This window comes from Prosthecobacter sp. (assembly GCF_020439865.1).
In the GTDB taxonomy this organism is placed as follows: domain Bacteria; phylum Verrucomicrobiota; class Verrucomicrobiia; order Verrucomicrobiales; family Verrucomicrobiaceae; genus Prosthecobacter.
In genome coordinates this window covers 1-24196 of sequence record NZ_JAGRPF010000022.1, presented here as the reverse complement: position 1 = coordinate 24196, position 24196 = coordinate 1, and the positions used below count along the sequence as shown (strand labels likewise).

The window sequence follows — 24196 nt, the reverse complement described above, 5'->3', positions numbered from 1 at the left end:
GCCAGCCGGGGAACTGATTCGTCGGCTTGCCATCGGTCGCATCAATGAGGAAGCGGAAGGACTCGATAAAGTAGGTCTTCTTCACCGTATCGAAGGTGATGAACCCAAAGCCGCTGGCCTTTTCGTGCGCCTTGTCATAGCGGTTTGGTGCCTTGCCGATCTCGGGATTGCCGACGCAATAGACGTAGGCCTTGTTGCCGAACCCGTCGATGAACTCCCCCGTGTTTGGGTGGCCGTGCTTCGGACGGTTCGTGTGCGGCATCTTCATCTCGTCCGGCCGCCACCAGCGCGGATAACCGGCGGAAATCGCGGGCGTGCAGAAGGACCAGTTGCTGTCGCGCTGCTTCTCGACGCCGTATTGCGTCATGGTAGTGAGATGCTGGTCGCCGTTGATGTGCAGCGCCATCGACTCGCGCAGGATTTCGACAGCGCGATTGCGCGGCGTCTGCGGCCAGCTTCCCGAATCGAGATCGGCTTTCAGATAACCATCCGGTCCGCCGTGATGCGTCGCCACGTTGGCGAACACGGTCTGGCTGAGCACAGCTTTGAGCGAATGGCCGCGCCAGTCCTTGCCCCACTTCTTGAGGAATTCCTCCTGGCGTTCGCCGAGTAGCACGAGGCCGGGTTTGTCGAGCGTGGACGTGTCGAAGTTCGGATCGGGAACGTGATCGGCGCGACCTTTGCCGACATCGACGTTCTCAGGTCCGCTTTTCCACTGACGGTCGGCAATGATCGCAAAACCGACACCGCCATAAACCATGTCGCCGTAGTAGACGCTGATGTCCTGAAGGCAGGGCGTCGGATCATACGCATCGGGATGATGCGCGACGTTCGTCTTGTGCACCACGTTCACCATCTTCGCCGGTTCGATGTAGCCACCGCGTGATGGATCTTTTGGATCCACAAGCATCTTCTTGCCGCCCTCACCCCAGACGTTGCCCTGGAAGACGTCATGATCGTCCGGCAGGCAAAGCGTGGGAGCGTTGCGCATCACCTCGCGGAAGGCCATGCCGTGCTGGTAGAATTTGCGCAAGTAATTGAGGATCGCAGGATCGGCGGGCTCGCGGATGAGGCCGAAGCCGCCGTGGTTTTCGTAAATCTGGTCGCCGGAGAAGAAGACTAGATCGGGATCGAGCTTGAGCAGATTCTCCGCCACGGGCGCATACGGGAAGCCGTAGTCGTTCTGACACGTCAGCGCCGCCATGCGCAGCGGACGGCCTTCAGGATTGGCCTTGATCGTGCCCGTCCACTCATGCGGCGTTTCGCTGCCATCCGTGTGCTTTTCGCGATAGACGAGCTTGTAGGGCGTCGCCTGTTTCTCATCCCACTTCGGAATGCGGAACGTCGCCACCCACGCGTCGGGATCAAGCTTCGCCTCGCCGAGCGACTTCCACGCGCTGCCTTTCTTCACCTGCAATTCGACGGCCTGATTGTCCTTCGCTCCCAGTGGACCAGTGAGTGCGCTGATCTTCATCACAAAACCTTCGTCTGTGCGCGAATCGCTCAACGAATACATCGACCACAGGATCGGACCGAACTGGTTCGCCGGAGTCACCGTGAAGGCATCGCCTTCCATCGTCCAGTTTTGGAAACGATAACGGCCTGCGCCCGCGGCGTTGGCTTTCCCCTTCCCTTTGTTTTTCTTCGCCGCACCCACCGCGCCGACGACGAAGTTGTTCGCGATCGACACATTGCCGAGCAATTCGGCGGCGTTGAACGCATGCGAGACCGTCGCCAGTTCCGCGCCCGTGTCGATCGCATTCGCTGTGAGAGTCAAAACACATTGGTCGCCTTCGGGTACGCCTTTGAGCGTCAATCGCACCTGTTTCATGGTGCTGCCATCCTTCAGCGGCGCCGTCTTCGGCCCGAGCACAAGCTGATCGCCCTGCCAGCCGGCGCTGACGCCCTTTTGCACGAAGCAGTTGCTGCGATACTCGTTGAGTTCGCTGCGAATGCCGATGCGAAAGCCCGCGCCTCCGTCGGACTTGCCCGCCTCGACTCTCGTCAGCGTCACCGACATCGCAAGAGCACCGTTCTTCGTCACCTGATGCGTCAGCGAATGCACGCTGCGACCGCCGCCCATGTTCAGGCACTCCGCGCCGCCTTCGCTCACCCGCCAGTCTTCCATCGGATTCGCCCAGAAATCACCGCCAAGGAACACACGGTCATTGGTTTTGGCCCATGCATCAGCGGAAGCAGATGTGGCGGCAGAGACTTCGGAACGACTCGCCAGGCCGGCGAGGGTGCCTGCGGTCATGAGCTTGAGACTGGTGCGACGTGAGATGTGCTTTTTCATCGGACAAATCGTAACGACCGCCCGCGTCCGCGCCCATCATTGATTTGGGATTTTTTGGCGTTTGCACCCGCGCTTCACGGCTGCAGCGGCAGCAAGACGCGTGCGCGATAAAACCGGCGGACTCCAGGCGGGCCGGTGATCGTCCGAGTCGTCTGCGATCCGGCATCCGGCTTGATCGGACCCATGCCGGCATCCATCCACATGCTGCCGGTCAAATCATCAATGGCCTCGATGACGTACTCGCGGTCCGGACTGCTTCGCCAGGTGAGCGTGACCTGCATGTCGCCATTCGGCAGCTTCTCCACTTGCGGCAGCATGACGGAGAATGTGTCTGCGGAGGAAAGCGGATCGGTGTCAGACTGGTATTCGTTGCGATCACTAACACCGTCGTGGTCGAGATCGCCATTAAGGCTGAGGAAGCCGAGGCTGCCGGTGCGCAGATACTCCCAAGCATCGGGAATCTGATCGTTGTCGGTGTCAGGACTGGACTGGAGTGAGTCCACGACGACTTGGAAGTCCATGTTGCCGAGATTGATCCAGCCAATGTTCGCCCCCCAGATGAAACCGCTCATGAGGCCGGTGCTCAGATCAACTCGCGGGTTGCCCGAGCTCTCGAACATGAGCCAGCCCACATTCGCGCCATAGGCGAGCCCGCGCAAAAAGCCGCCGGGCTGCACATTCACGCCGTAGTCAGTGCCGTTAGCGTTGGAGTAACGCACGTGATCTTCGGGCGTGCCATCGCCGAGATGAATCCAGCCTATGTTGGCTCCATATCCGAACCCGGAGCAAACATAGGCCCCGACAACGACGCCGTTTTCGGGAGATGTTCGAAGATCGATCCATCCCGCGTTCGCCGCCCAAGCAAACTTTTGCGTGGGGTTGATGGTGGACTGTGCCCACAGCACCCCGCTGCCAAGCAGCAAGCATCCGATGAATGTAAGACGGTTCATTGGAAGTTCGAAAACGGGCTGGTGGCAGTGGCAGCCGTGGCAAGTGGCGCGACATCATTGCCTGCGGCACCACTGATGTCCGTGGTGTTGAGGCTGATCTTGTTGCGCATTACGGAGGTGCCGGTGCCGGCGAGGTCGATGCCGACATCGTTCTGTGTCGTTGAGTTGCCATCGATCGTGCATGGACCGGCGAGGCAGCGGATGCCCGCGGAGGTGGCTGCCACCGACGTGCCGCAATCGCACACCACGTTCTGCAGCGCGGAACTTCGCGCGGCGATGACAATGCCGTGTCCGTCGCACGAGCCGACCACACAGTTCTTCACGAGCGAGTTCGCGCCCACCGTGATGCCGTTGCCACCAAAAGTCTGACCTGCCTTCATGCCGGTGATGGTGCATTCGATGACGGAGCTGTTTTCCTCCGTGGTCACCGCATCATAAGAGTCGCCTGAGGTATTGATGAACGTGCAATTCTTGATGACGCATCCTTTGCCGACGTTGCAGCCGATGTCAGTGAATTCGGTGTCCTTGAACACGCAGCCGTCACCCCAACTGCCGGGAGGACATGGCTGGGCGCTCCCGTTGGAGATTTTTGAATCCGAAATCAACGATCCGACCTGCGCGGCCAGACCGATATGCGATACAACCACGGTGCTTGAATGGACGTGCAACGAGGCCCCCGGATTGAGCACAAACGGACCCGAGGGGGCGGTGCTGGAGGACGCGTCGATGAAGGAGTCCTTGATCGAAGTGGCCGCCGACGCCCGCAATGCGGCGGCGGCGTTCACCAGCGTGATTTTGCAGCGTTCCGCCGCCATCGTCCCCTGCTCGCACGCCACGCATTCGGTTGCGGAACCGGACTCAATGTCCGTGTCGGTGATGATCACGCCCTTGCCAGCCTTGATGCAGGCTCCAGTGTTGCCCTTGAAGATGCCGCCGCGCACCGAGGCATTGCCTTGCTCGCACTCCACGCACGCCGTTCCGTTGTTGCCTTTGAAGATCGAATCGATCACCGAAAGCGCACTCTGTGCGACAAACACACGTCCGGAGTTTCCGCTGCTTGATGAACTGCTCATGGTGCCCTCCTCACACTCGACACAGGAGGCGCCGGTATTGCCTTTGAAGATGGAATCGGCGATGGACACGCCCTTCAGCGCCACGATCACCCTGCCGGCATTGCCTGTGCTCGTGGATTCACTCATCGTTCCTTCTTCACACTCCACGCACTCCATCTGATTTCCGTCAAAGATCGTGCGGATGATCTGCGCCGCGCCACCTGCCGTGATGCATTTCGCCAGGTTGTTTGCGTATTCGCAGTCCTCGGCGCTCATGGTGCCTGCCGGACATTCCGTGCAGGTCATCTGACCGCCGGAGAAGATGCAGCCGGTCAGCTTGAGATCACGCAGGCACGTGATGCCCTTTCCCTGCGTGCCAAACAGCCTCACACGCGACGCTGCGAGACGCGCCCCGGCCTCGATGGCATTGCCGCCGGCGTTCTTGGACACAATCTGATCCAGCAGGCTGTCGTCACCACAGGCGATGCAGCGACCGCCGAGATTGAAGAACTCCATTTCAGAGGCGATCACGCGGCACGTGGGCGCACGAATCGCATCGCCACCGAATCCTCCAATGGTGCCATTCCTCACAGCAACCGTGCCGCCGGTCACCGCCGAGGCTTCAATGCCGTGTCCCGTGCCGACCTGGCCCGCAAGCGTGCGCCCACCGAGGTCGATGACGACTTTTTTCACGCCCGCGCCCAGCGTCAGCCCGCTCGCGCCCGCACCGTTGACGACAAGGTCCGCGTCGAGGTAGTAGGCACCGTCCGAATTGATGGTGGCGGGCAGCGTGCTGATGCGTGTGCGCTTTTCGAAGCAGTCATAGATTTCCTGCAGGCTCTTCATGGTGGGCGCGGGCCCGCCGGGTGGTGGCTGCAGGTCACCAGCTGCGTGGGTGATGGAATGAACAAGGAGAAGGCAGGAGACAATTCTGGTGGTGATCAAATGGCATTTCATAGTGGAACGAGAAGGGGTTCTCGTGCCGCCATTCGCGGGCGCTCCAGCCGTCTTATCCGCAAATTTGAAAATTATTTTCGGCCTGCGGAATCATTGATAAAGCCGCCCATCCGGCCACGAATGGCGTGCCGTGACCTCCTCTCCCGAACAGTCACCTGACACCCTCGAAACCCGCAGCAGCCTTCTCACGCGCCTGCGGGACTGGGGAGACGCGCCCGGCTGGCGCGAGTTCTTCGACACCTACTGGCAGCTCATTTACTCCGTCGCACGCCGTTCAGGCATGAAGGATCACGACGCGCAGGATCTCGTGCAGGAAGTCATGGTCTCGGTGGCGCGTGAGATGCCGGACTTTCATTACGATCCCGCCCGCGGCCGGTTCAAAGCATGGCTGCTGCGCATCGTGCACCGCCGCGTGGCCGACCACTGGCGCACCGGCGTGGCGCGCAGGCAGAACACGGTGTCGATGGAGGATGAAATCGTACCTGAGCCCATCGACGATACCGGTTTTGAAAAGCTGTGGCAGGACGAATGGCAGCAGCAGATGCTCGCGCTGGCGCTGCGCCGGGTGAAGGCACGTGTGAGCGTGCAGCAGTTCATGATCTTCGAGATGGCCGAAATGCGTCGTCTGCCCATGGCCGAGATTCGACGCGGGCTCGGCGTGAGCACCACGCAGGTGTATCTGGCGCGTCATCGCGTGCGCAAGATGGTGCGTCACGAGCTTCGTCAGCTTGGTGAGTCATGACCGCGGGAAGCACCAGCTTGCGAAACGAAGGCGCAAACGGCACACTCGCCGACGTGTCCGCGGAGACCATTATCGTCCCAGATCATGAGCTGCTTCGTTTGATTGGACGGGGCAGCTACGGCGAAGTGTGGCTTGCGCGAAATGTGACTGGCAAAGGGCGGGCGGTGAAAATCGTCCGCCGGGATGCGCTCGGCGATGGCCGACCCTACGAGCGCGAGTTCGCGGCGATCCAGCGTTACGAGCCGGTTAGCACCCGGGCCGACGGCTTGGTGAATGTGCTGCACATCGGCCGCGCACCTGACAACCGCTGCTTCTTCTATGTCATGGAACTCGCGGATCCTGCGGACACCACCGATTCAGAACCAACCGCGCCCTTGAGTGACCAGGCCATCGCCAGCTATCGACCGCGCACGCTCCGCGAGGACATGCAGCGCTCCGGCGTGCTGCCGCTGGAGGTCATCGTGCCTGTCGCGCGTGAACTGGCCGGTGCTCTGCGCGCGCTTCACGGCGCCGGCCTCGTGCATCGAGACATCAAACCTTCAAACATCATCTTCATCCGCCATGCACCGAAGCTGGCTGACATCGGACTCGTCGGCGAACTCGGCGAGACCCGCAGCTTTGTCGGCACGGATGGTTACATTCCTCCCGAAGGCCCCGGCGGCACCCAGGCGGATCTCTTCAGCCTCGCGATGGTCTTGTATGAAGCCGCGACCGGACTTCCCGTGGCACGATTTCCTGAAGTGCCGCGCGAATGGCTCACAGCCGGGTCGCGCAACATGGCGTTCTTCCGCATCATCGCGAAAGCGGGCGAATTCGATGTCACGCATCGCTATCGAAGCGCCGAGGAAATGTTGAAGGACGTCGCCGCCTTCGAGTCTGGAGGTGAACCGGCGCGACCAGCACGGCACGGTTGGAAAATCGCGGCAACCCTGACTCTGGCGCTGGGGGCGGCCGCTCTCGCATGGCCGCGTCGTCAGACAGAAACTCCGCCAAGCCCGCCGCTCGTCGCCAACTGGAAAGCCGCCGAGCGATTGATGCGGGATAACAACTATGAAGAACTGCGTCGCATGATCGGCCAGATGGCGGCAGACACCGGCGGGCGTGAAACAGCACGGGAGATCGCCGTCCGCCTGCTGGCCAATCACGTCGTCCGCGAGTCGCCTGTTCGACGGCTCATCACGCCTCCGCCAACACCGGACGGCAGTCTTCCCTTTTTGACTCAATCACTTTCGGCCAGCACCGAACTCGAGATCATTGCCACTGGCTCAAACGCCGGCCTCTATCTGCTGTCGATGAAGGACGGGCGCTCCATTCAACAACTCGCGGCTTCGCCTGTGCTCAGCGTTTCGTTTTCACCGGAAGGACGTGGATTGTTTGCCAGTGCTCCGGCAAGCGTCCTCGCCGAGCCCGGATTGAAACGATGGGAATTTGCCCGCGATCCCACAGGCGCCCTTCAAATCGCAGAAAAGGGCGTGATTGGCCGCTTCACAACGACACGTCAGATCTCACTCGATCCCGCCACAGGAAGCGTCGGCGCCATCGCCGGAACGCCACCGGTCGTGGTGCTCTTCAGACCATCGCAAAAGCCGCAGGTCTTGCAAAGCAGCGAAGGCTGCCATTTGACCGCCATCTCCGCCAAGCTGATCGCAGCGGCCAATCCACGTGTGCAAGTGATTCGACTGTGGAACACGACGGACGGCGCTCCCGACGTGGAGCTGCCGTTCGAGCACTGCACCTCGCTCGCTTTTGTCGAAGACGGCAGTCTGCTTGTCATCCGCGATCGCGAACAGATCCACGCGATGGATGCCACGACTTGGAAGACTCGCTGGAAAGTGCCGGTCGAGTCGCCCGGCACGCGGGAGTCCTCCTGGATCGCCGTGTCTCCTCATGGCCAGATGTTTCTCACCCCCTACGGCACCAACGGCTCCGCCCTGCTGCGCTCCGAAACGGGAGAGATTCTCCTCCGCTTCACGCATTCGCTGGGCTGGGCCCCGACAGCGGCCGACTTCGCCGCGGGCGGTCGCTGGCTCACGATCGCCTATGGCCGCGAACCCGTGCAGTTATGGGACTTCGATCTGATGCGGGCTGAACTGAAGAAACTCGGCCTCGATTGGTAGTCCAAAACACCCATCAGCTTTCTTCCGGCGCCTCGGCAGCAATGCGTCGGTAAATCGCAATCGCTTTGTCGAACGTGCGCTTCGCCTCCTCGCGCTCTGCTGGCGCGATGTTGCGTTTCCTCACACGCCAAAGCTGTTCGATGCATGCTGCGCACCATTGGGCGCTCTGCTTTGAAGCGCGGATTGGTTTACCGGCGACAATCACATTGACCGGGTTCGTGTGCAGTTGCGGAAACTGGCGCACCGCCACCCAGCTGCTGTGCGGAATGTCCACGTTGAAGGTGAGGTCGTGCACCTGATCGTCGGCGATGACCTCGCGCGTGGCGACGGGGCGGCCGTTGACGATGAGTTCGACCTTGCGTTTGCCGCCGGCATATGGATTCGCGCCGGTGGTGTCGTGATAATGGACCGTGTCGCCGGTCAAGCGTGCGCCCGCGACGGGAACCGCACCCCCGTAGGCGATTTCGAGCGGTGTTTCGGAGCTGAACGCGATCTTCACGCTCACTTTCACGCGGCCTGGTTGCGCGAGCTTCACCTCGCCGCCGGAGCGTTGTCCTTCGACCTCGAAGTTCAGCGCATGCGCGTAGCCGTCGCTCACGTAGGTGTCGTGGCCATGCGCCATGGCCTCGCACCATTTCGGGAAGTCGATGCGCTCCACCTTGCCGAGCTGCACATACGTGCGCCCCTGGCCGACACGCGTGCCGCTCATGCAGGGAAAATCGGTCTCGCCGGCGGCCTTGAGCGGGAAACCGCAGTTCAGCATGTGATACCACGCGTTCCATTCGAGCAGGCGCGCCGTGTCCATCGCGCTGATGAAATCACAAACGCCGATGGCCGTGGTGACGAAGATCTCATGCCCGCCCGCATCGGGAATTGCGAGGTTTGGAAGCAGATCGATGACGCGTTCGTTACTGTTGGTGAGTTCGGCTTCGTTGAGGCCGCCGTCGTGATCGGCGTCAATCTTGTCGAACGGTTCCGGCAGTACCGTGTCCTTGGTTTCGTCAGCGGTGAGACGCGCGTCTTTGTTTGCATCGAACAAATCGACCATGCGCTTCGCCGCGGTGGCGGAATTGACCTGCATGCCGCTGCCGGAGTGCGGATAGCCGGTGAAGCCGCCCTGCTGCTTCGTCCAGCGCAGCGCAGGTGTCGTCCACGTCGGCCAGCCCTTGATGCCGTCGGCTCCGGGATAGACGAGATCGCGCAAATTTAGCAGGCACACATGGCCGAGCGCCGCAGAACCGAAGCCGCTCACTTCCATGTCGTATTTCAACTGCGTCAGCGGCTCGCTGATCAAGTCGACCTTCGGACCGAAGAACTGGCGCTGGTAATCGAAGCAGTAGCCCCACGACAGCACGCAGCCGACGTTCAACCCCTCGCCCTTTACCTGCTGAAACATGTCCTCGGGGCGCATGCCTTCCGACGGTGTCGTGTAGTGCGCACAACCGGCGGCGTGGATGTGATGATCGCCGCTGTAGTAACCGAAGTCCGCCGCATTGATCCAACGCTCGAGTTTCACTGGCAACGTCATCTCCTTCGTCGCGGGGATCGTCACCTTCGTCTTCACGGTGCGATATTCCGGCCCGCGCGAGGCCTCCATCGTGAACTCGCCCGGCGGCAGCAGCACCGTGCTGCCGTTCGCGCGATAGATCTGCTTCTGGAAAAAGAAATCCGGTGCCAGACGACGTGCCTGCGGCGGAAAAACATGACCCTGCGAATCGGAGAAGGTCAAACGCGCCGTCGTTGGCGTGCCTTCGAAGTCTTTGACGTCGAGCTTCACCGTCACCGCAGGCCGCACGTCGAGCAGCACCGGCACTTCCGCTCGAAATCCGAGATCCTGCGTGCCCTGGCCGATGTCGAACGCGAGCGTCGCTTCAAGTTTGCCCGCCTCGCTCGAATAGATCAGCGCGAGGACGTATTCGACGCCGAGGCCGCTCAAGTTCGGCGTCATCGGTGGCGAATCAAACACACCGACCTCGAGAAAGCGGTCCTCGCCCTTCGTGTTTTCGTTTTCGCGCAGATGCGTCTGGCGTTCGCGCTCCATCGTCCCTTTTGCCACACCTGCATACGACGGACCGGCCTGCGCGCTGCTGAGATGCAGCTTCGCCACGCTCGTCGCGTGATTGATCACCTTGAGCAGCACCGGCGTGTAGCCCGCCTGTTGCACGTTTGCCGCCGCGGGACCACGCCGCGCCTTCACCCTTGACTCGGGATTGATGTCCACGACGCAAAGCACCTGTGGATCGAGTACTGCCTGAACACCCGCCGCGTCGCGTTTCGTGATCGCGTCCTGCAATCTCGTCCTCGTGTCATCTGGCAACGATGCTCCGAGAAAATCCAGCGCCTGCACCAGCCGTCGCGCATTCGCCGCCAGCGGCTGGCCCTCGACTTCGATCACCTCCAATGGCTCTGCATGGGCCGCGAGAGCGAGCGTCGCAAGAAGGGCGCAGATTTTGTTCATGCTCTCAATACGCCGCGAACCGGTGCATCTTGGATCACGGACTGAACTGCACCGGCGTGCTCACCATCGCACCACGTTCGTCGGTGACGGCGATAAACCAGGTGTTCGCGTCGGCAGGCGGTTTGGGAGCGGTGATGACGTAGGACTCGAACACGGGCTCGGTCGCCTTGACTAGTCCGTCGCCAGTCAAAACTGGCGGCGAAAGGGAGGCGGGAATCGATTTCCATTCGCGCTTCGAGCGCAGCCCGGTGTCGGTGGTGTAATTCAGCTCCGCTTTCTTCAGCGCAGTCACGGATTCGCAGGTGACCTCAACTTGATCGCCTTTGACGACAGGCGTACCTGGATTTGGCAGGGGTTTGCCGTCGCGGCATTTCGAATCGATGAACAGGCCGATTTCCTGCGGCGCCCAGCCGGGTGGATGACCGTGGGGCATCTTGATCTGAATGCGGATGTGCTTTTCGCCGGGGACGGCGTTGTAGCTCTTCATGTAGCTGTCGAGCACGTAGTGGACATCGTTGGTGCCGTTGACGAAGAAGATCGGCACATGGCAGCGTGGGAGCAGACTGCCGGGATCGTATTCCTTCACCCACAGGGCGCGGTGTTCGGGATCGAGCTTGTCGATGCTGGGCTTCTGCACGGATTCGCCTTCGTGGAGGAAGCCGCAGCCGTAAACGGGCACCGCGGCCTTGAATCGATCATCGAGCGAGGCGACGAGGCAGGTCGTGTAGCCGCCCCAACTGATGCCGGTGACGGCGGTGTGCTCCGCATCGACCTCCGCGAAGCTGCGCAGCAGGGAATGCGTGCGCATCACGCTGGCGGCGGCATGGAAGGGCCAGTCGTCGCTCGTGTCAGGCGTGAGCACGCAGTCAAATTTCTCCGGATGACCATGCGCCGGGCCGCCGTTCGGCAGGCGCGTGCGCACACCGCGATGGCCGTTGCCGATGGCCATGCCGGTCTTCGGATCGAACTCGGGATCAGGCGGACGCGAGCCGTTCAAATCCATCGCGATGGCCGCGTAGCCACGCTTCGCCCACAGATGGACCCAGTCCGCGAAGGCCGTGCCACCGCCGCCGTGAATGAGCACCACGCCGGGGAACTTCGTTCCAGGCTTGGCTTCGCCAATCGTGATCGGCGAGGCGTAAAAGGCGAACACCTCGGTGTCGTGGCCCTGATACTTCTCGCCCGCATAGGTGAGCGACTGGATCGGCTGGTCCTGCCGCACCCACTTCATGGCAGGCACGGTGCTCTTGAGAGCATCGAGATCCCACGGGCCGACTTTTTCGGCATGGAGTGACGGGACGAGAAGGAGAGCGGCGGTAAAAACGGAAAACCTCATGGCGGGCATCTAACGCCGCCATGAGGTCGAATCCGAGCTCAATTTGTCGCGCCGATCACTTTTTCGGACGGCCGAGCACGTCGTCCTTCGTCGTCAGGGCGATGGCGACGACCTGGTCGATGAGTTCCTGCTTCACTTTGAAGTCCTTCAGCGTGCTGACGAGATTCTCGGCGATGGCGTTGAAGTGCTCCTCGGTGAGACCCATGCCTGCGTGAGCTTTGCGCATGTCCTTGCCGGTCCAGGGCAGCGGGCCACCAAACGCGGCGGAGAGGAAGTCCTTCTGCTTCCGGCGCTGCTTGTCCATGCTCACGTCGTCGAAAAAGTGCTTCACGCGGTCGTCGGCGAGCACCTTGACGTAGAAGGCGTCCACCACGGCATCGATGGCGGCCTTGCCACCGAGCTTTTGATACAGGCTGTCCTCGCGGGCTTTCACCCACTTCGTTTTGCAGGCTTCCTTCGCGAAGGCCCATTTGCGGCCTTCGTATTCGGTGGTGATGGCCGGGTCGACGGCTTTGCCGGTGACAGGGCAGACGGTGTTCGTGGCGGTTTCGGTGGCGACGGCGGCCGGATCGACGGCGAGCGCGGCGTTCACGAGCAGGGTCATCACGGCGGTGATGGTGGCGAGGGAGGAGAGGATGAGTTTCATGGTTTGGTTGAGTCCTCTAATAAGTTGTATGGCCGATGCATCAATGCACCGATCCTGCGCAGCAATGCGCGGCGATTGCGCGACTCGTCTCGGGCCAATACCCGCACACAACGACACAGAAACGGTGGAGCGATACGGTCGGTTAAAGTTGCATGTTGCGTGCATGTTTGAAGCCAAGCCCGACATCCAAGGACGCGCCGAGATCGAGGTGCTGGTAAACACTTTCTACGACCGCGTGCGCGGCGACGCGGTGCTCGGGTTCATCTTCGACAAGTTGGCGCAGACGAACTGGACGACGCATCTGCCGAAAATGTACGCCTTCTGGGAAACGGTGCTCTTTCGCAGCGGCGGATTCACCGGCAACCCGCTGGCCGCTCACGCGCGCCTCGTGCCGCTGACCGATATGGGCCGCGACAAGTTTGATCACTGGCTCGGGCTCTTTCGCGCCACCGTGGACGATCTCTTCGCCGGTGAGAAGGCGGATCACATCAAACGCTGCGCCGAGGACATGGCGAACGTGATCTACAGCAAGATCAACGCGGTGCCTGATCCGCGATTTGATCCTGCCAACCTGACGCCGGAACAACGCGAGCGTTATGCGCGTTACAAAGCCAGTGCCACCGCATGAGTGCGTTTCCCGCCTGCAAACACAAGAAGCACAAGGCCAGAGGCCCGCGCAAACACGGGCTGCGCTGGCTCGCGTCGGAGCCGTATCGCGTGTTCTTCGCCAGCGGCGCGATGTGGAGCATCATCGGCGTGTCACTCTGGCCGTTGTTGTATGCGCAGTTGATCGGCTTCAATCCGAACTTCGTTCACGCGCGGATCATGATCGAGGCATTTGGCGGCGCGTTCGTTGTCGGATTCCTTGGCACGGCGGGACCGCGCATGGCCACGGCACCGAAACTCACGTCGCTGGAGCTGCTGTGGCTCTTCGCGCTGCACCAGGCCTGCGGCATCAGTCATCTCACGCTACATCTCGCGTGGGGCGATGCGTTCTTCGTCGCACTGCTCGTGTCTCTGATGCTTTGTCTCGTCATTCGCGTGATCCGCTTCCGCAAAGAAGCACCGCCGCCGCAGATGCTGCTCGCACTCACCGGACTGGCCTGCGGGATCGCCGGTGCGGCGATGCAGCTCTCGCGGGCGACTTTGATGGATCCGCAGCGCCTGCGTCTGGCCAATCTGCTGCTCTATCAAGGTCTGCTGCTGCCGCCGGTGCTCGGCATCGGCTCGTTCGTGTTTCCGCGCATGCTCGGCGGTGATTTTGGCGATCCGAAAACGGCCGCGCAGAGCAGGGCGAAGCTCGTTCGCTCGATTATCGCCGCCATGCTGCTCGTGAGCAGCTTTTTCCTCGAAGCATTCGGCATGGTCACACTTGGATATGCCGTGAGAGCCATCGTTGCCGCAGGCTATCTGCTCATCGAGGTGACTTGGAAAACGCAGCAGAGCGGATCACTCGCCACGGGCCTGTCTTGGGCCCTGATCATCGGCTGGCTCGGCATCGTGCTCGCGCCGTTTTATTATGCCCAGCATGTGTCGATCGAGCATCTGATCTACATCGGCGGATTCGGCATGCTGATGCTCATTGTCGGTTCGCGTGTGCTCTTTGGACACAGTGGCGACTTGGAAGGCTTCTTCGTGAAATCAAAGTGGGTGCGTTTCCTGATCTTCCTCGGCGTTCTGGCCGCCACCACCCGCGCCACGCCCGCCTGGGTGCCTTCGACGACCGTCTCGCATCACATCTACGCCGCGTGGACCTGGGGCCTGCTGAGCCTGTTCTGGCTTCTGTGGCATCGCCAACGCTTCATGAAGCGGGACGAGGAGTAGCCAAATTCCGCACAGCCTTCGACAGTCGGCGGCGGGACTTGAGAGGCAAAATATCGTTGAATAGGGCCATGAACGCGCCCCTGACGAACTCCCAATGGTCGAACGTGCCTTCGACGAACTACGACGGCTTCGATGCGAGGCCGTTTCTCGTCTTTTGGGAAATCACGCGGGCCTGTGCGCTGGCGTGCAAGCATTGCCGCGCGGAGGCGCAGCCTCACCGGCATCCGCAGGAGCTGAATAGCGAGGAGTCGAGCCGCCTGATCCAGCAGCTCGCCGAATTGAATCCGCCGATGCTCATCCTCACCGGCGGCGATCCGCTGATGCGCCGCGACTGCCTCGACCTCGTGCGCGAGGCGACGGCGGCTGGACTGCATGTGGGGCTGAGCCCCTCCGCGACCTCACGGCTGATGCACACGAATTTCCACGATATCAAGGAAGCAGGCGTCGAGCGCATCTCACTGAGCCTCGATGGCGCGTCGCGGGAAACACACGATGCCTTCCGCGGCGTCCCAGGCACGTTTGACCGCACGGTCGCCGCCGTGCATCTCGCGCACGCAGCGGATTTGAGCGTGCAGATCAACACCACGCTCACGCGCGGCAATCTGCGCGAGTATGAGGCCTTCAAGAAGCTCATGTTCGAATTGAAACCGGCGATGTGGAGCGTGTTCCTCCTCGTGCCGACGGGTCGCGCAGGCGCGAATGATCTCCCCGATCCGCTCGACATCGAGCACATCTTCCAGGACCTCGCCTCGATCGTCGGCAAGGCGCCGTTCGCGATCAAGACGACCGAAGGGCACCACTTCCGCCGCATCCTGCTGCAAAAGCATGGCGCGTCCGGCAAGATGCGCCCCGGCATGCGCTCGCCGCTTGGCATCCGCGACGGACGCGGCGTGATGTTCATCTCACACACCGGCGTCGTGTCGCCGAGCGGCTTCCTGCCTTTCGACTGCGGCAACGTTCGCTACGAGCATCCCGGGTGCATCTACCGTCACCACCCGCTCTTCATGTCGCTGCGTGACAACAACGCGCTCGGCGGCAAATGCGGCCGCTGCGAGTTCCGCTCTGTCTGCGGCGGCTCACGCGCACGCGCCTATGGCATGACGGGCGATCCGTTTGCGCAGGATCCCGCGTGCCATTATCAGCCGCGGACGCCGGTGGCTCCGGACGAACGATAACTCAGGTTTTCAGAGCCTTTGCAGTTATTGCATGACCTGTTTCCCTTGAAGGGAGATTCTCGGGTTGAAGCAACTCCCCTCTCCCCGAAGAGGGAAGCATGTGTCTGGGAAAACATCCGGCGGGGAAAGGGAGAGCTACGGTTGCTCTCCAGGACCTCCATGAAGCCGCGTCATTTTTAAGTGCTCTAGGAACGCAGCTTCATCAGTGCTTCACGCACCATGAGCGTCTCGCCGATGTTTTCGGCCGTGAGCAGGCCGACGAGTTCACCGTTGAGGGGATCGATGACCGGAATGGCCGGGCAGTCGCTGCTGTTCAGGGACTCGATTGCCCGTGTCAGCTCAATCGCCGGCTGCGTGGACTCCGGACAACGGCGCATCACTTCGACGACCGCGTGTTCCGGGCCGTTTTCGGCGAGCGCGGAGATCAGATCGTTGCGGGTGAGCATGCCTTGCATGCCTCCGTGCGTGTCGAGCACCGGAAAGTCCTGCTGCGCTCCGGCGAGCAGGAGTTCGACTCCGTCACGCAGTTTCGCATCCGGCGGAAGGCTGCGGAAATCGGTGAGCATGGCATCACGCACGCGCAGATTTCGCGTCGCCTCCTGCTGCGTGACCATGGCGGCCTCCTGACCGGCGGCCATGAAGATGAAAAAGGCGATCAAGAGCAGCATGGGATGGAAGGGCACCCCGTTTACCAACATCGCAATCACCACGAGGATGGAAATGCCCTGCCCGAGAGAGGCCGCCCAGCGCGTGGCGGCGCTGTACTCCATGAACATCGCGAGCACGGCGCGCAGCACGCGTCCGCCGTCCATGGGAAAGGCGGGGATCATGTTGAAGACCACCATGATGATGTTCCAGGCCATGAGCTTTTGGAAGAAGTGGCCGGATTGCAGGAAGTCGAAGCCTGGATGGACCCTGGTGGTGACACCGAGTCCGAGCCAGATCGCCGCGGCGATGATCACATTCACCATCGGACCGCTGATGGCGACGACGAACTCCTGCGAGGGCTTGCGCGGCATGCGTTCCAGCCGTGCCACGCCGCCGATGGGCAGCAGGGTGATGTCCGGCGTTTGGATGCCATAGCCGCGTGCGGCAAGCACGTGTCCAAACTCGTGCAGCACCACGCAGGCGAACATTGTGATGATGAACAGCGTGGACTCCAGCGCTGCTGACACGCCCTGCCCGCTAAGGAAGCTCTGGCTCGCGACAAACAACAGCAGCAGAAAGAAGGTGATGTGAACACGGACCTGCGTGCCAGCGAAGGTAAAAAGGCGGAAGGACCATTTCATGGAAGTGGACGAGATTACGTCTTCGGCGACTTGGACGGATCGTAATAGATGCGGACCTCGGCGTCTTTGATCCCCAGAATCTCCTGGGCGCGGCGCAGGGCGTTGCGGGTGGAGAGATTGGGATTCGTCGGACTGGCGGGAAAGATGTTGTCCTTGCCGATCACCTCCGCCATGCCGGCGTCCTTCAGCACGCGGTAGAGGTCCTTCACCACACCGCTGACGATCAGATCCCGCCCGTCAGCACGCAGGGAGCGCACCAGTTCTTCGATCGCCATCGCGCAGGTGGCGTCGAGATGACGCGCGTTTTTGAGCCGCAGGATGACGATGCGCAGATTGGGATCCGCGCATGAGCGCTGGATCTGCGTGCGAAACAGATCCGCCGAGGCAAAGAACAGCTCGCCCTCGACATGCACGATGGAGATGGCCGGATGCTGGCGTCCGCCCTGGCGGGCTTCGGCGAGGTTGCCCTCTTCGTTGAATTCATACTCCACCAGCGACGGGCGGCTGGCCTTGCGCAGGTACAGGATGACTGAAACGCCGATGCCGACAAAGATCGCCACATGCAGCGGCAGCATGAGCGTGGCAAACAGCGTGATGACAAACACCACGGCGTCTGAACGCGTGGCATTGACCGAAATCCAAATGTGGCGCCTGTTGAACAAGGACACCGCCACGCACACCACCAGCGTCGCCAGCGCCGCACGCGGGATGTGGGCCACCGCGCCGCCGATCGTGAGCGCGCCCACGAGGCAGCACAGGCCGTTGCACATGCTGGCCAGCCCCGTGCGGGCGCCGGCGGCAAAGTTGAGCGCGGAGCGCGTGAGGGAGCACGAGGCGGACATGCCGCTGAAGTAGGCGCAGGCGAGGTTCGCCGCACCGAGCGCCAGCATGTCCTGGTTCGGATCCACGCGCTGATAGGATTTGGCGGCGAGCGTTTTGGACATCGCGCTGTTTTCCAAGGTCGCAAGAAAGGCCAGGGCGAGCGCCAGTCCGAAGAGGCGGCTGGCATTGGCCAGGGCGCCGCCGGAGATGAAGTCGGGGAAGGGCGGCAGCAGTTCGCTCCAGGTGAAGGTTGCGTTGCTGAAGGTCGGCAGGTGAAGGCCGAATGCGTTTGGGATGAGCCCGAGAAGGGACGCCGCAACCAGCGTCAAGGCATAGGTTGGCCAGCGTGGCAGCCAGCGCTTGATGGTCAGGAAAAGCGCCAGCGTCGTCACGGAAAACGCGATATTGAGCCATTGCGCCTGCCCCAGATGCGTGAAGATGCGGTACACGTGGCCGGGCAGGGTGATGATGACATGACCGCCTGCCTGCAGCATCTCGGCGGGGATGCCCAGCAGCACCGGAAGCTGGTTCATTGTGATCAGAATCGAAGCCCCCGTGACATAGGCGACGACGACTGTGCGGCTGATGAACTGCGTGAGATCTGCCACGCGCAGAAACGCACCTGCGATCAGCAGCGCCGCCGTCATGAACACCAGCAGCGGCATCATGCTCAGTCGGTCGAGCTGCGGATACGCGGCGAAGTAGGAGAACACCATGAAGGCCGTGGCGTTCGTCGGGCCAAAGATCGTGTGGCGGGAGGAGGACAGCAGCGGCCCGACCAGTGCGGCCACGGCAGAACAGGTGATGCCGTATTGCAGAGGCAGCCCGGCGATCAGCGCGTACGCCATGCCCTGCGGGATGTCGAGCATCGACACGCTCACACCGGCCCGAAAGTCAGACAGAAAGCTGCGCTTGCCATACCCCAGCAAAGAGCGGCGCAGCGGGAAGGGATCCAGCGCACTGTCATGCACCACCGTTCGCAGCAATGCCCGGCCTTCCTGTGTGAAATCACGCAGATGCTGGAGCCAGGATCGAAGGGACGGAAACAAGGGGAACTCCTCGGGAAGACGCTTCGTGCATGCTAGACGCGCTCGCGTCGATCACAAGCAGTGTGCTCATTCGATTGCCGCTGGACTCGACTCAGCACGCCACCACATTCCACCATGCCCGCAGCCGATGACGAACCGATTCCCGATGTCGTTGAGCATCCGATTGGCCCGGAACTCGATCTGCACACGTTCCGGCCGAACGAAATCGGCAGCCTGCTGCCCGAATACTTCGCCGAATGTCGCAAGCGCGGCATCCTGCGTGTCCGCATCATTCATGGCAAAGGCAGCGGCACTTTGAGATCGGGGGTGCATCAGTTGCTCGCGAAGCTGCCGGAGGTGCGTGAGTTCATCTGGCCGGCGGATGAAACCAGCGGCTCGTGGGGGGCGACGTGGGTGAATTTGAAGGCGTGACGCGGCTACTCGGTCGGCATCGTCCAGTAGTCGATGAACTCGCCCCAGGGATGCCACATCGAGTGTTCTGCATCGTCCTCGTCGATGTTCAGGCCGCGCACGTGAAACCACAGGTGCAGATGCAGCCTGCGTCGAATGCTGGCAGGCCGCTCCTCGGGATCGAGCGTCCTCTCCGAATCGGCCAGCTCCTCATATTCCTCCCGCATGGCTTCGATCTCCGCATCGGGAGTGACATAACGGTAGATCGTATGCAGGGCGCCGGGGCCTGCGTTGATGGCGGTCACCAGCAGGACGGCCCAGAGGATCAGTTTAAACGAAGGGAGTCTCATGGAAGGGGAGGCACCCAGAAACCTAAGGCTTCCAAGCGGCAGTCGTCCACACCTTGGGCTTCGCATTCTCCAGCTTTTCTAAGTCAAGCGGTGTGGCGTTTTTCACTTCAAGCTTCTCGCCGCGGATGTCGAGGATCAGGGCGCCGGTCAGGTCGGTCTTTTCCAGCCAGTAGCGCAGGCGGATGTCGGCGGTGGTCTGGGCCTCGACCGTGGGCGGACGCTCCACGGGCAGGATGAACGGCGGCACCTCCTTGCCGGCGGCGTTGATGAGGCGCACGTCCGGCGGCTGCATGGAGAGCGGGCGGGGGCTGGCGTTTTTGTAGCGCACCTCGAGATCGAGCCGGGCGTTGCCAAAATCCCGATCCAGCGTGCAGCGGCGGAGCTGGAGGGGGGAATCCGGGTTCAATTCGGCCATTGGGACGCCTTCCGAAGGCGATTTTGCCGGTTGAAACGACCACCAGACGGCCACGGCACCTGCGATGAGCAGCAGCCAGACCTCAAATCTCTGAAATACACGCATGGGGGGGATGTCGTTCTCTGTTTGTCAAAACCGTCAAACTGTCTATCATGCGCGCCCCTCCGGCCCGGACGCGGTTCCCACCGCCCGGTTTTTGCGATGGAAAACACTTCGCCCCCTACCCCCTTTCTCATGAACATCAACGTCGAACATCAGCCCAACTGCCGCGCCGTCGCCCACGTCCGCGTTCCCGCCGACCAGGTCGGCAAAGAGCGTGACGCGATCATCACCTACTTCGCCGGCATGGTGCGCCTTCCAGGCTATCGCCCCGGCAAGACGCCGAAGAGCATCGTCGCCAAGCGCTATGAAGCCGAGGTGAAGGACGAGCTCGAAAAGAAGCTCATCAGCGAAGGCCTGCGCCAGGCCGTGAAGAGCGAAGGACTCGAACTGCTAAACGTCCTCGCCGTGAACGACAAGATGTATCACGACACCGACAAGAGCTTCAGCTTCACCATCGAGATGAGCCTCGCGCCGAAGTTTGAGCTGCCCGAGTACACCGGTATCCCCGTCAAACTTCCGCGCATCGAAGTCACCGACGCCGACGTGGACCATGACCTCCTCCACCTGCGTGAAAACCAGGCCACCTACGAAGATGTGGACCGCGCCGCCGCCATCGGCGACGTCGTCGTGCTCAGCGTCACCGGCGCCCTCGACGGCCAGCCGCTTGGCGACGCCATGCCGGACGCGCCCGCCCATTTGAAGGAAATGAAGGAGAACTGGTTCCTTCTCGCCGAGGAAGACGACTTCCTCCCCGGTTTCTACGCCGGTCTCGTCGGCATCGCCAAAGACGACGAGCGCACCATCAACATCACGCTGGCAGACGATTTCAATTTTGAAGCCTTGCGCGGCAAAACCATCGCCTTCACCGCCAAGTGCCACGGCGTGAAGAACAAGGCCCTGCCGGAACTCACCGAGGAGTTCATCAAGAAGATCGGCGGCGAGGAAATGACCCTCGAAACGCTGCGTGACGAAGTGCGCGACGCCATCCGCCGCCGCAAGGAGCAGGCGCGTGATGCCGCGAAGGCCAATCAGGTCATCGCCCATCTCTTTGAGAAGGTGGAGTTCGAACTTCCGCAGGAAGTCGTGAATCGCGAAGCCCAGCGCCGCACCAACGAGATCGCTCAGCGTGCGATGCAGCAAGGCATCGGCGAGGAAGAACTCATGAAGCAGCAGGACGAGATCCTCAACAGCGCCACCAATCAGGCCCGCCAGAACGTGAAGGTCAGCTTCATTCTCGAGCAGATCGCCAAGAAGGAAGCCCTCGAAGTTCCCGGCCAGAAGATCGCCATGGCCCTCGCCCAGATCGCCGAGCGTCAGAAGATGCCCGCGAAGAAATTCATGGCCGAGGCGCAGAAAAACGGCCTCATCGACAACGTGCGCGGCGATCTGCTCCTGCAGGAAGCCATGGAGTTCCTCAAGGACAAGGCCGTCGTCGAAGAGACCGAACCCGAACCCGAGCATTGCGACGTGCACAGCAAGTGATGCGGCGAAGCCGCGTCAGGAAGATGGAACTTGGATTGCGGGGATCACTTTCGGTTCTTGGGAATAATGACACCGTAACGTCTCGGATCAGATACCGCGAACCCAAGACGTGGCAAATGCGACAGATAGCCCAGAGCGGTTATCTGCATCCGTCTTGTTCGGCCTTGGTTGTTCGTGGTGCTGTCTCACGCAGTCTGCTGTATGCGTGCTCTGACCTCGTCAACTTTCTGGGCAACTCCATCGATCAGGGAATAGACATCAACTGATTCGCCCTTCTCAACGCGTTTCGAGATCATGGTCAACGGATAGATAACGATGGTCGTTCCGGGAAGCCTTAAGGCTGGGTCTCGGCCATACTCATCCTCGACGCTGACCCATTCGAAGCCGCACCGCTGAACGAAGGCATCTCCCAAGGTGATGCCAAGACTTTGCAACTTCCAAGTCTCGGATGGCTCAATCCATCCGTTCCGGAGGATCGCATCCAGCAAGCGCAGCTTCTGATCATATTCCTCATAGAGTAGCTGACTCGCAGGCTCGAAGTGACCTCGAACCCAATCTCGCTGTCGTTCAATGCGAGCTAGATCCTCCTCAGATGGTGTCTCGACTCTTTGTTCCATGGTATTGCTTGGCTGGCGAAGGTCTTCGTTCTTTAGCCGAACGTCTAAGCTGTGGCGACGGCGAGCGCAAGACGCCGCTGACACGACCGACGGCCACGAGCCGTTGCCACCAGCGTTTTGTTCGGCCTGGTCAGGCCGACGATGTTCTGACGGCTTTTCATGCTGCTGTGTCTAGTCGTTACTGTAGAACCCTCTCTCCAAGCAGAAGTGATGCAATCGCGTCGGGAGTCCAACGAAGCTATGGTAAAGACGGTCCTCAATGATGTTCAGGCGGTGCTCTTCATCAGGCGTGAACGCATAGTGTCCATGCGCGTCAGTGCCTCGCCTCACAACTTCGAATGCCCACTCAGACTCTTTCAGAATGCCAAGCACATCCTCGGCTCCCACAACCCTAAAGGAGCGCAGAACCCGCTTTAGAAGTCCAGAACTGTTGTCCCAGAAGCAATGCAGACCATTGCATCCTATGCCACCCATAGCGCTGAATACGTCGAGAACCGCTGCCTGCTCTTTCTTCAGGCGTGACCTCGGAACATCATCAAGTTGAGAAACATAGGCGCTCAGAGCATCAATGGACTCCGGTAACTCGGGTATTCCATTTGCATCGTGGCGTCTGACTGACTGGAAAGTTGCGGCCATTTCTGAACTACTTGGTGGCGCGGTTACTTGGCCGAACAGGTGATTTATCGACAAATCTGTTGTTTTGTCAGCGGCTTTATCTCCGACAAGAATGTTACTTTGCACCGGGTTTTTGAAGTGACGCCGTTGCTTTACCCGCTCATTTGCGCGCAAAGCCACAAAGATGATGGTTTCTGCTCAAATGAGCGGGTAAATGGCATGTGTGAATATTCCAGAAGGGCCCGTCCACCCGCCGATCACCGCTCCTTGATCGAAACATTCCTGAACTGAATCAGACTGGAGGCCGGAGAGAGTTCGCCGGTCTTCGGGTTTTTGCCGCCGTGGTGCTGGAGGCCGAGTTTTCCCTTCGCGGGGACGCCGGGAAGCTGTGCGTTTTCGATCACGGTCTTGCCATTGAGCACGACGGTGAGGCGGTCGCCCTTCATGGTGATCTCGAAGGTGTTCCATTCGCCGACCGGGTTGTCGGCCTTGACCTTCGGCGTCACGCCCCCCCGCACTTCGGGCGGCATCGTTTTGTCCATGCGGTAGCCATAGACCTCGCCGCTGCCGATGGGCCAGCACCAGATGTTGATCTGCGACTTGCCCTGGCCGCGCAGGTAGATGCCGGAGTCGGCGTTGGGCGTCGGAATTTTGATCTCCTTGCCGTTTTCGTCGAGCTTGTGCGTGCCGTCGGGCAGAACAACGGGCATGTCGTAGAGGCCCGTCGTCTGTTTGAGCCGCCAGTCGATCTTCAGCGTGAAGTCGCCGTATTCTTTGTCGGTCCACAGGTTCTTGTCCTTCCCTGGTGCCTCGCTGCATGCGTCGTAGTCGATCACGCCGTCGATCACCTTCCAGTGGCCGTTGTCACCTTCGGGCACGGTCCAGTTCGTGAGGTCTTTGCCGTTGAACAAAGAGGTAAATCCTTCATCGGCGGCGAAAGCAGCGGTGGAAAGGCAGAGGAGGGCGGCGAGGCAGGTCTTCATGGTCGTGAGAGAACGAATGCGGCGAGGTTTGCATTGCAGGCGGAAGCCTGAATGTGCCAAGAGTGTCGGATGCCCCACGACCTCCACGCCACTCTGAAACAGCACTTCGGCCACAAGGCCTTTCGTGCCGGTCAGGAGCAGGTGATGGAGGCGCTGCTGGCCGGACGCAGCGCGCTGGCGCTGTTTCCGACGAGCGCGGGCAAGTCGCTCTGCTATCAACTGCCTGCGTTGCTGATGGATGGTGTGACGCTGGTGATATCGCCGCTCATAGCGTTGATGAAAGACCAGGTGCAGGCGCTCAAGGCACGCGGCATCGCGGCGGCACGATTGGATTCTTCGTTGTCCGCACAGGAGGCCATGCAGGTCTTCGACGACATGCGCGACGGCACGCTGAAGCTGCTCTACATCGCCCCGGAGCGGCTCATGAATGAAAACTTTGTCGAGCGTCTCAAGAAATTGAAGATCGCCCTGATGGCCGTCGATGAAGCGCACTGCATCTCCGAATGGGGGCACAACTTCCGGCCCGAAT

At 61.1% G+C, this 24196-nt stretch carries 21 protein-coding genes; 8 read left to right on the top strand and 13 right to left on the bottom strand.

The window, feature by feature from the left end:
- From KDL09_RS02040 to KDL09_RS02030, 3 genes are all read right to left on the bottom strand, one after another.
- On the bottom strand, positions 1-2296 hold a 2296-nt coding region (locus KDL09_RS02040; RefSeq protein ID WP_294380814.1), incomplete at its 3' end, for an alkaline phosphatase D family protein.
- A 74-nt stretch (positions 2297-2370) separates the two neighbouring features.
- A complete protein-coding gene (locus tag KDL09_RS02035; RefSeq protein WP_294380812.1) occupies positions 2371-3246 on the bottom strand; it encodes a hypothetical protein in 876 nt (291 codons plus the stop codon).
- Positions 3243-5144, bottom strand: a complete 1902-nt coding sequence (locus KDL09_RS02030) for a right-handed parallel beta-helix repeat-containing protein (protein WP_294380810.1) — start codon at positions 5142-5144, stop codon at positions 3243-3245. Before KDL09_RS02030 ends, KDL09_RS02035 begins: the two co-directional genes overlap by 4 nt.
- Before the next feature lie 241 nt (positions 5145-5385).
- Here KDL09_RS02030 and KDL09_RS02025 point away from each other — a divergent pair, with 241 nt between their 5' ends.
- Together KDL09_RS02025 and KDL09_RS02020 are read left to right on the top strand one after the other, a co-directional pair.
- Positions 5386-5997, top strand: coding sequence for a sigma-70 family RNA polymerase sigma factor (locus tag KDL09_RS02025; protein WP_294380808.1), 612 nt, complete (start codon positions 5386-5388; stop codon positions 5995-5997).
- Positions 5994-8114 (top strand): serine/threonine-protein kinase, encoded by a 2121-nt coding sequence (locus tag KDL09_RS02020; protein ID WP_294380806.1) that lies wholly within the window; start codon positions 5994-5996, stop codon positions 8112-8114. The genes KDL09_RS02025 and KDL09_RS02020 overlap by 4 nt, the downstream gene beginning before the upstream one ends.
- Positions 8115-8127: 13 nt before the next feature.
- On the opposite strand, the gene KDL09_RS02015 is transcribed toward KDL09_RS02020, so the two are convergent.
- From KDL09_RS02015 to KDL09_RS02005, 3 genes are read right to left on the bottom strand one after another with little or no spacing between them, the layout of a single operon-like run.
- Positions 8128-10572: a CehA/McbA family metallohydrolase gene (locus KDL09_RS02015; protein ID WP_294380805.1), complete on the bottom strand. Its 2445-nt coding sequence runs from the start codon at positions 10570-10572 to the stop codon at positions 8128-8130.
- Between the two features lie 34 nt (positions 10573-10606).
- Positions 10607-11908 (bottom strand): PhoPQ-activated protein PqaA family protein, encoded by a 1302-nt coding sequence (locus tag KDL09_RS02010; protein WP_294380803.1) that lies wholly within the window; start codon positions 11906-11908, stop codon positions 10607-10609.
- 55 nt (positions 11909-11963) lie between these two features.
- On the bottom strand, positions 11964-12554 hold the full coding sequence (locus KDL09_RS02005; protein WP_294380800.1) for a group 1 truncated hemoglobin: 591 nt from the start codon (positions 12552-12554) through the stop codon (positions 11964-11966).
- Positions 12555-12717: 163 nt separating this feature from the next.
- On the opposite strand from KDL09_RS02005, the gene KDL09_RS02000 reads away from it, so the two are divergent.
- From KDL09_RS02000 to KDL09_RS01990, 3 genes are all read left to right on the top strand, one after another.
- Positions 12718-13182 carry a group III truncated hemoglobin gene (locus tag KDL09_RS02000; protein WP_294380798.1) on the top strand — a complete coding sequence of 155 codons (465 nt, stop codon included), beginning with the start codon at positions 12718-12720 and terminating at the stop codon, positions 13180-13182.
- Positions 13179-14378 carry an NnrS family protein gene (locus tag KDL09_RS01995; RefSeq protein ID WP_294380796.1) on the top strand — a complete coding sequence of 400 codons (1200 nt, stop codon included), beginning with the start codon at positions 13179-13181 and terminating at the stop codon, positions 14376-14378. Before KDL09_RS02000 ends, KDL09_RS01995 begins: the two co-directional genes overlap by 4 nt.
- A 68-nt stretch (positions 14379-14446) precedes the next feature.
- Positions 14447-15553, top strand: a complete 1107-nt coding sequence (locus KDL09_RS01990) for a radical SAM protein (RefSeq protein ID WP_294380794.1) — start codon at positions 14447-14449, stop codon at positions 15551-15553.
- A gap of 185 nt (positions 15554-15738) precedes the next feature.
- On the opposite strand, the gene KDL09_RS01985 is transcribed toward KDL09_RS01990, so the two are convergent.
- Both KDL09_RS01985 and KDL09_RS01980 read right to left on the bottom strand, forming a co-directional pair.
- On the bottom strand, positions 15739-16842 hold the full coding sequence (locus KDL09_RS01985; protein ID WP_294380792.1) for a site-2 protease family protein: 1104 nt from the start codon (positions 16840-16842) through the stop codon (positions 15739-15741).
- A 14-nt stretch (positions 16843-16856) separates the two neighbouring features.
- A complete protein-coding gene (locus KDL09_RS01980; protein ID WP_294380790.1) occupies positions 16857-18713 on the bottom strand; it encodes a SulP family inorganic anion transporter in 1857 nt (618 codons plus the stop codon).
- Between the two features lie 114 nt (positions 18714-18827).
- On the opposite strand from KDL09_RS01980, the gene KDL09_RS01975 reads away from it, so the two are divergent.
- Positions 18828-19124, top strand: a complete 297-nt coding sequence (locus KDL09_RS01975) for a Smr/MutS family protein (RefSeq protein ID WP_294380787.1) — start codon at positions 18828-18830, stop codon at positions 19122-19124.
- Between the two features lie 5 nt (positions 19125-19129).
- Here KDL09_RS01975 and KDL09_RS01970 read toward each other — a convergent pair whose 3' ends face one another.
- On the bottom strand, positions 19130-19453 hold the full coding sequence (locus KDL09_RS01970) for a hypothetical protein (RefSeq protein ID WP_294380785.1): 324 nt from the start codon (positions 19451-19453) through the stop codon (positions 19130-19132).
- 22 nt (positions 19454-19475) lie between these two features.
- Positions 19476-19973, bottom strand: coding sequence for a hypothetical protein (locus tag KDL09_RS01965; RefSeq protein WP_294380784.1), 498 nt, complete (start codon positions 19971-19973; stop codon positions 19476-19478).
- Positions 19974-20102: 129 nt separating this feature from the next.
- Between KDL09_RS01965 and tig the strand changes: the two genes are divergently transcribed.
- Complete coding sequence (gene tig, locus KDL09_RS01960) at positions 20103-21452, top strand: trigger factor (RefSeq protein WP_294380781.1); 1350 nt, start codon at positions 20103-20105, stop codon at positions 21450-21452.
- Between the two features lie 185 nt (positions 21453-21637).
- Here the strand turns inward: tig and KDL09_RS01955 are convergent, their stop codons facing one another.
- The 3 genes from KDL09_RS01955 to KDL09_RS01945 all read right to left on the bottom strand — a co-directional run bounded on the left by KDL09_RS01955 (position 21638) and on the right by KDL09_RS01945 (position 23667).
- Positions 21638-22069, bottom strand: coding sequence for a DUF3806 domain-containing protein (locus KDL09_RS01955; RefSeq protein WP_294380779.1), 432 nt, complete (start codon positions 22067-22069; stop codon positions 21638-21640).
- A gap of 171 nt (positions 22070-22240) precedes the next feature.
- Positions 22241-22864, bottom strand: coding sequence for a hypothetical protein (locus KDL09_RS01950; RefSeq protein WP_294380777.1), 624 nt, complete (start codon positions 22862-22864; stop codon positions 22241-22243).
- 77 nt (positions 22865-22941) lie between these two features.
- A complete protein-coding gene (locus KDL09_RS01945; protein ID WP_294380775.1) occupies positions 22942-23667 on the bottom strand; it encodes a DUF1080 domain-containing protein in 726 nt (241 codons plus the stop codon).
- A 69-nt stretch (positions 23668-23736) separates the two neighbouring features.
- On the opposite strand from KDL09_RS01945, the gene KDL09_RS01940 reads away from it, so the two are divergent.
- Positions 23737-24196, top strand: a 460-nt coding sequence (locus tag KDL09_RS01940; RefSeq protein WP_294380773.1) for a DEAD/DEAH box helicase, incomplete at its 3' end; no start/stop codon positions are given.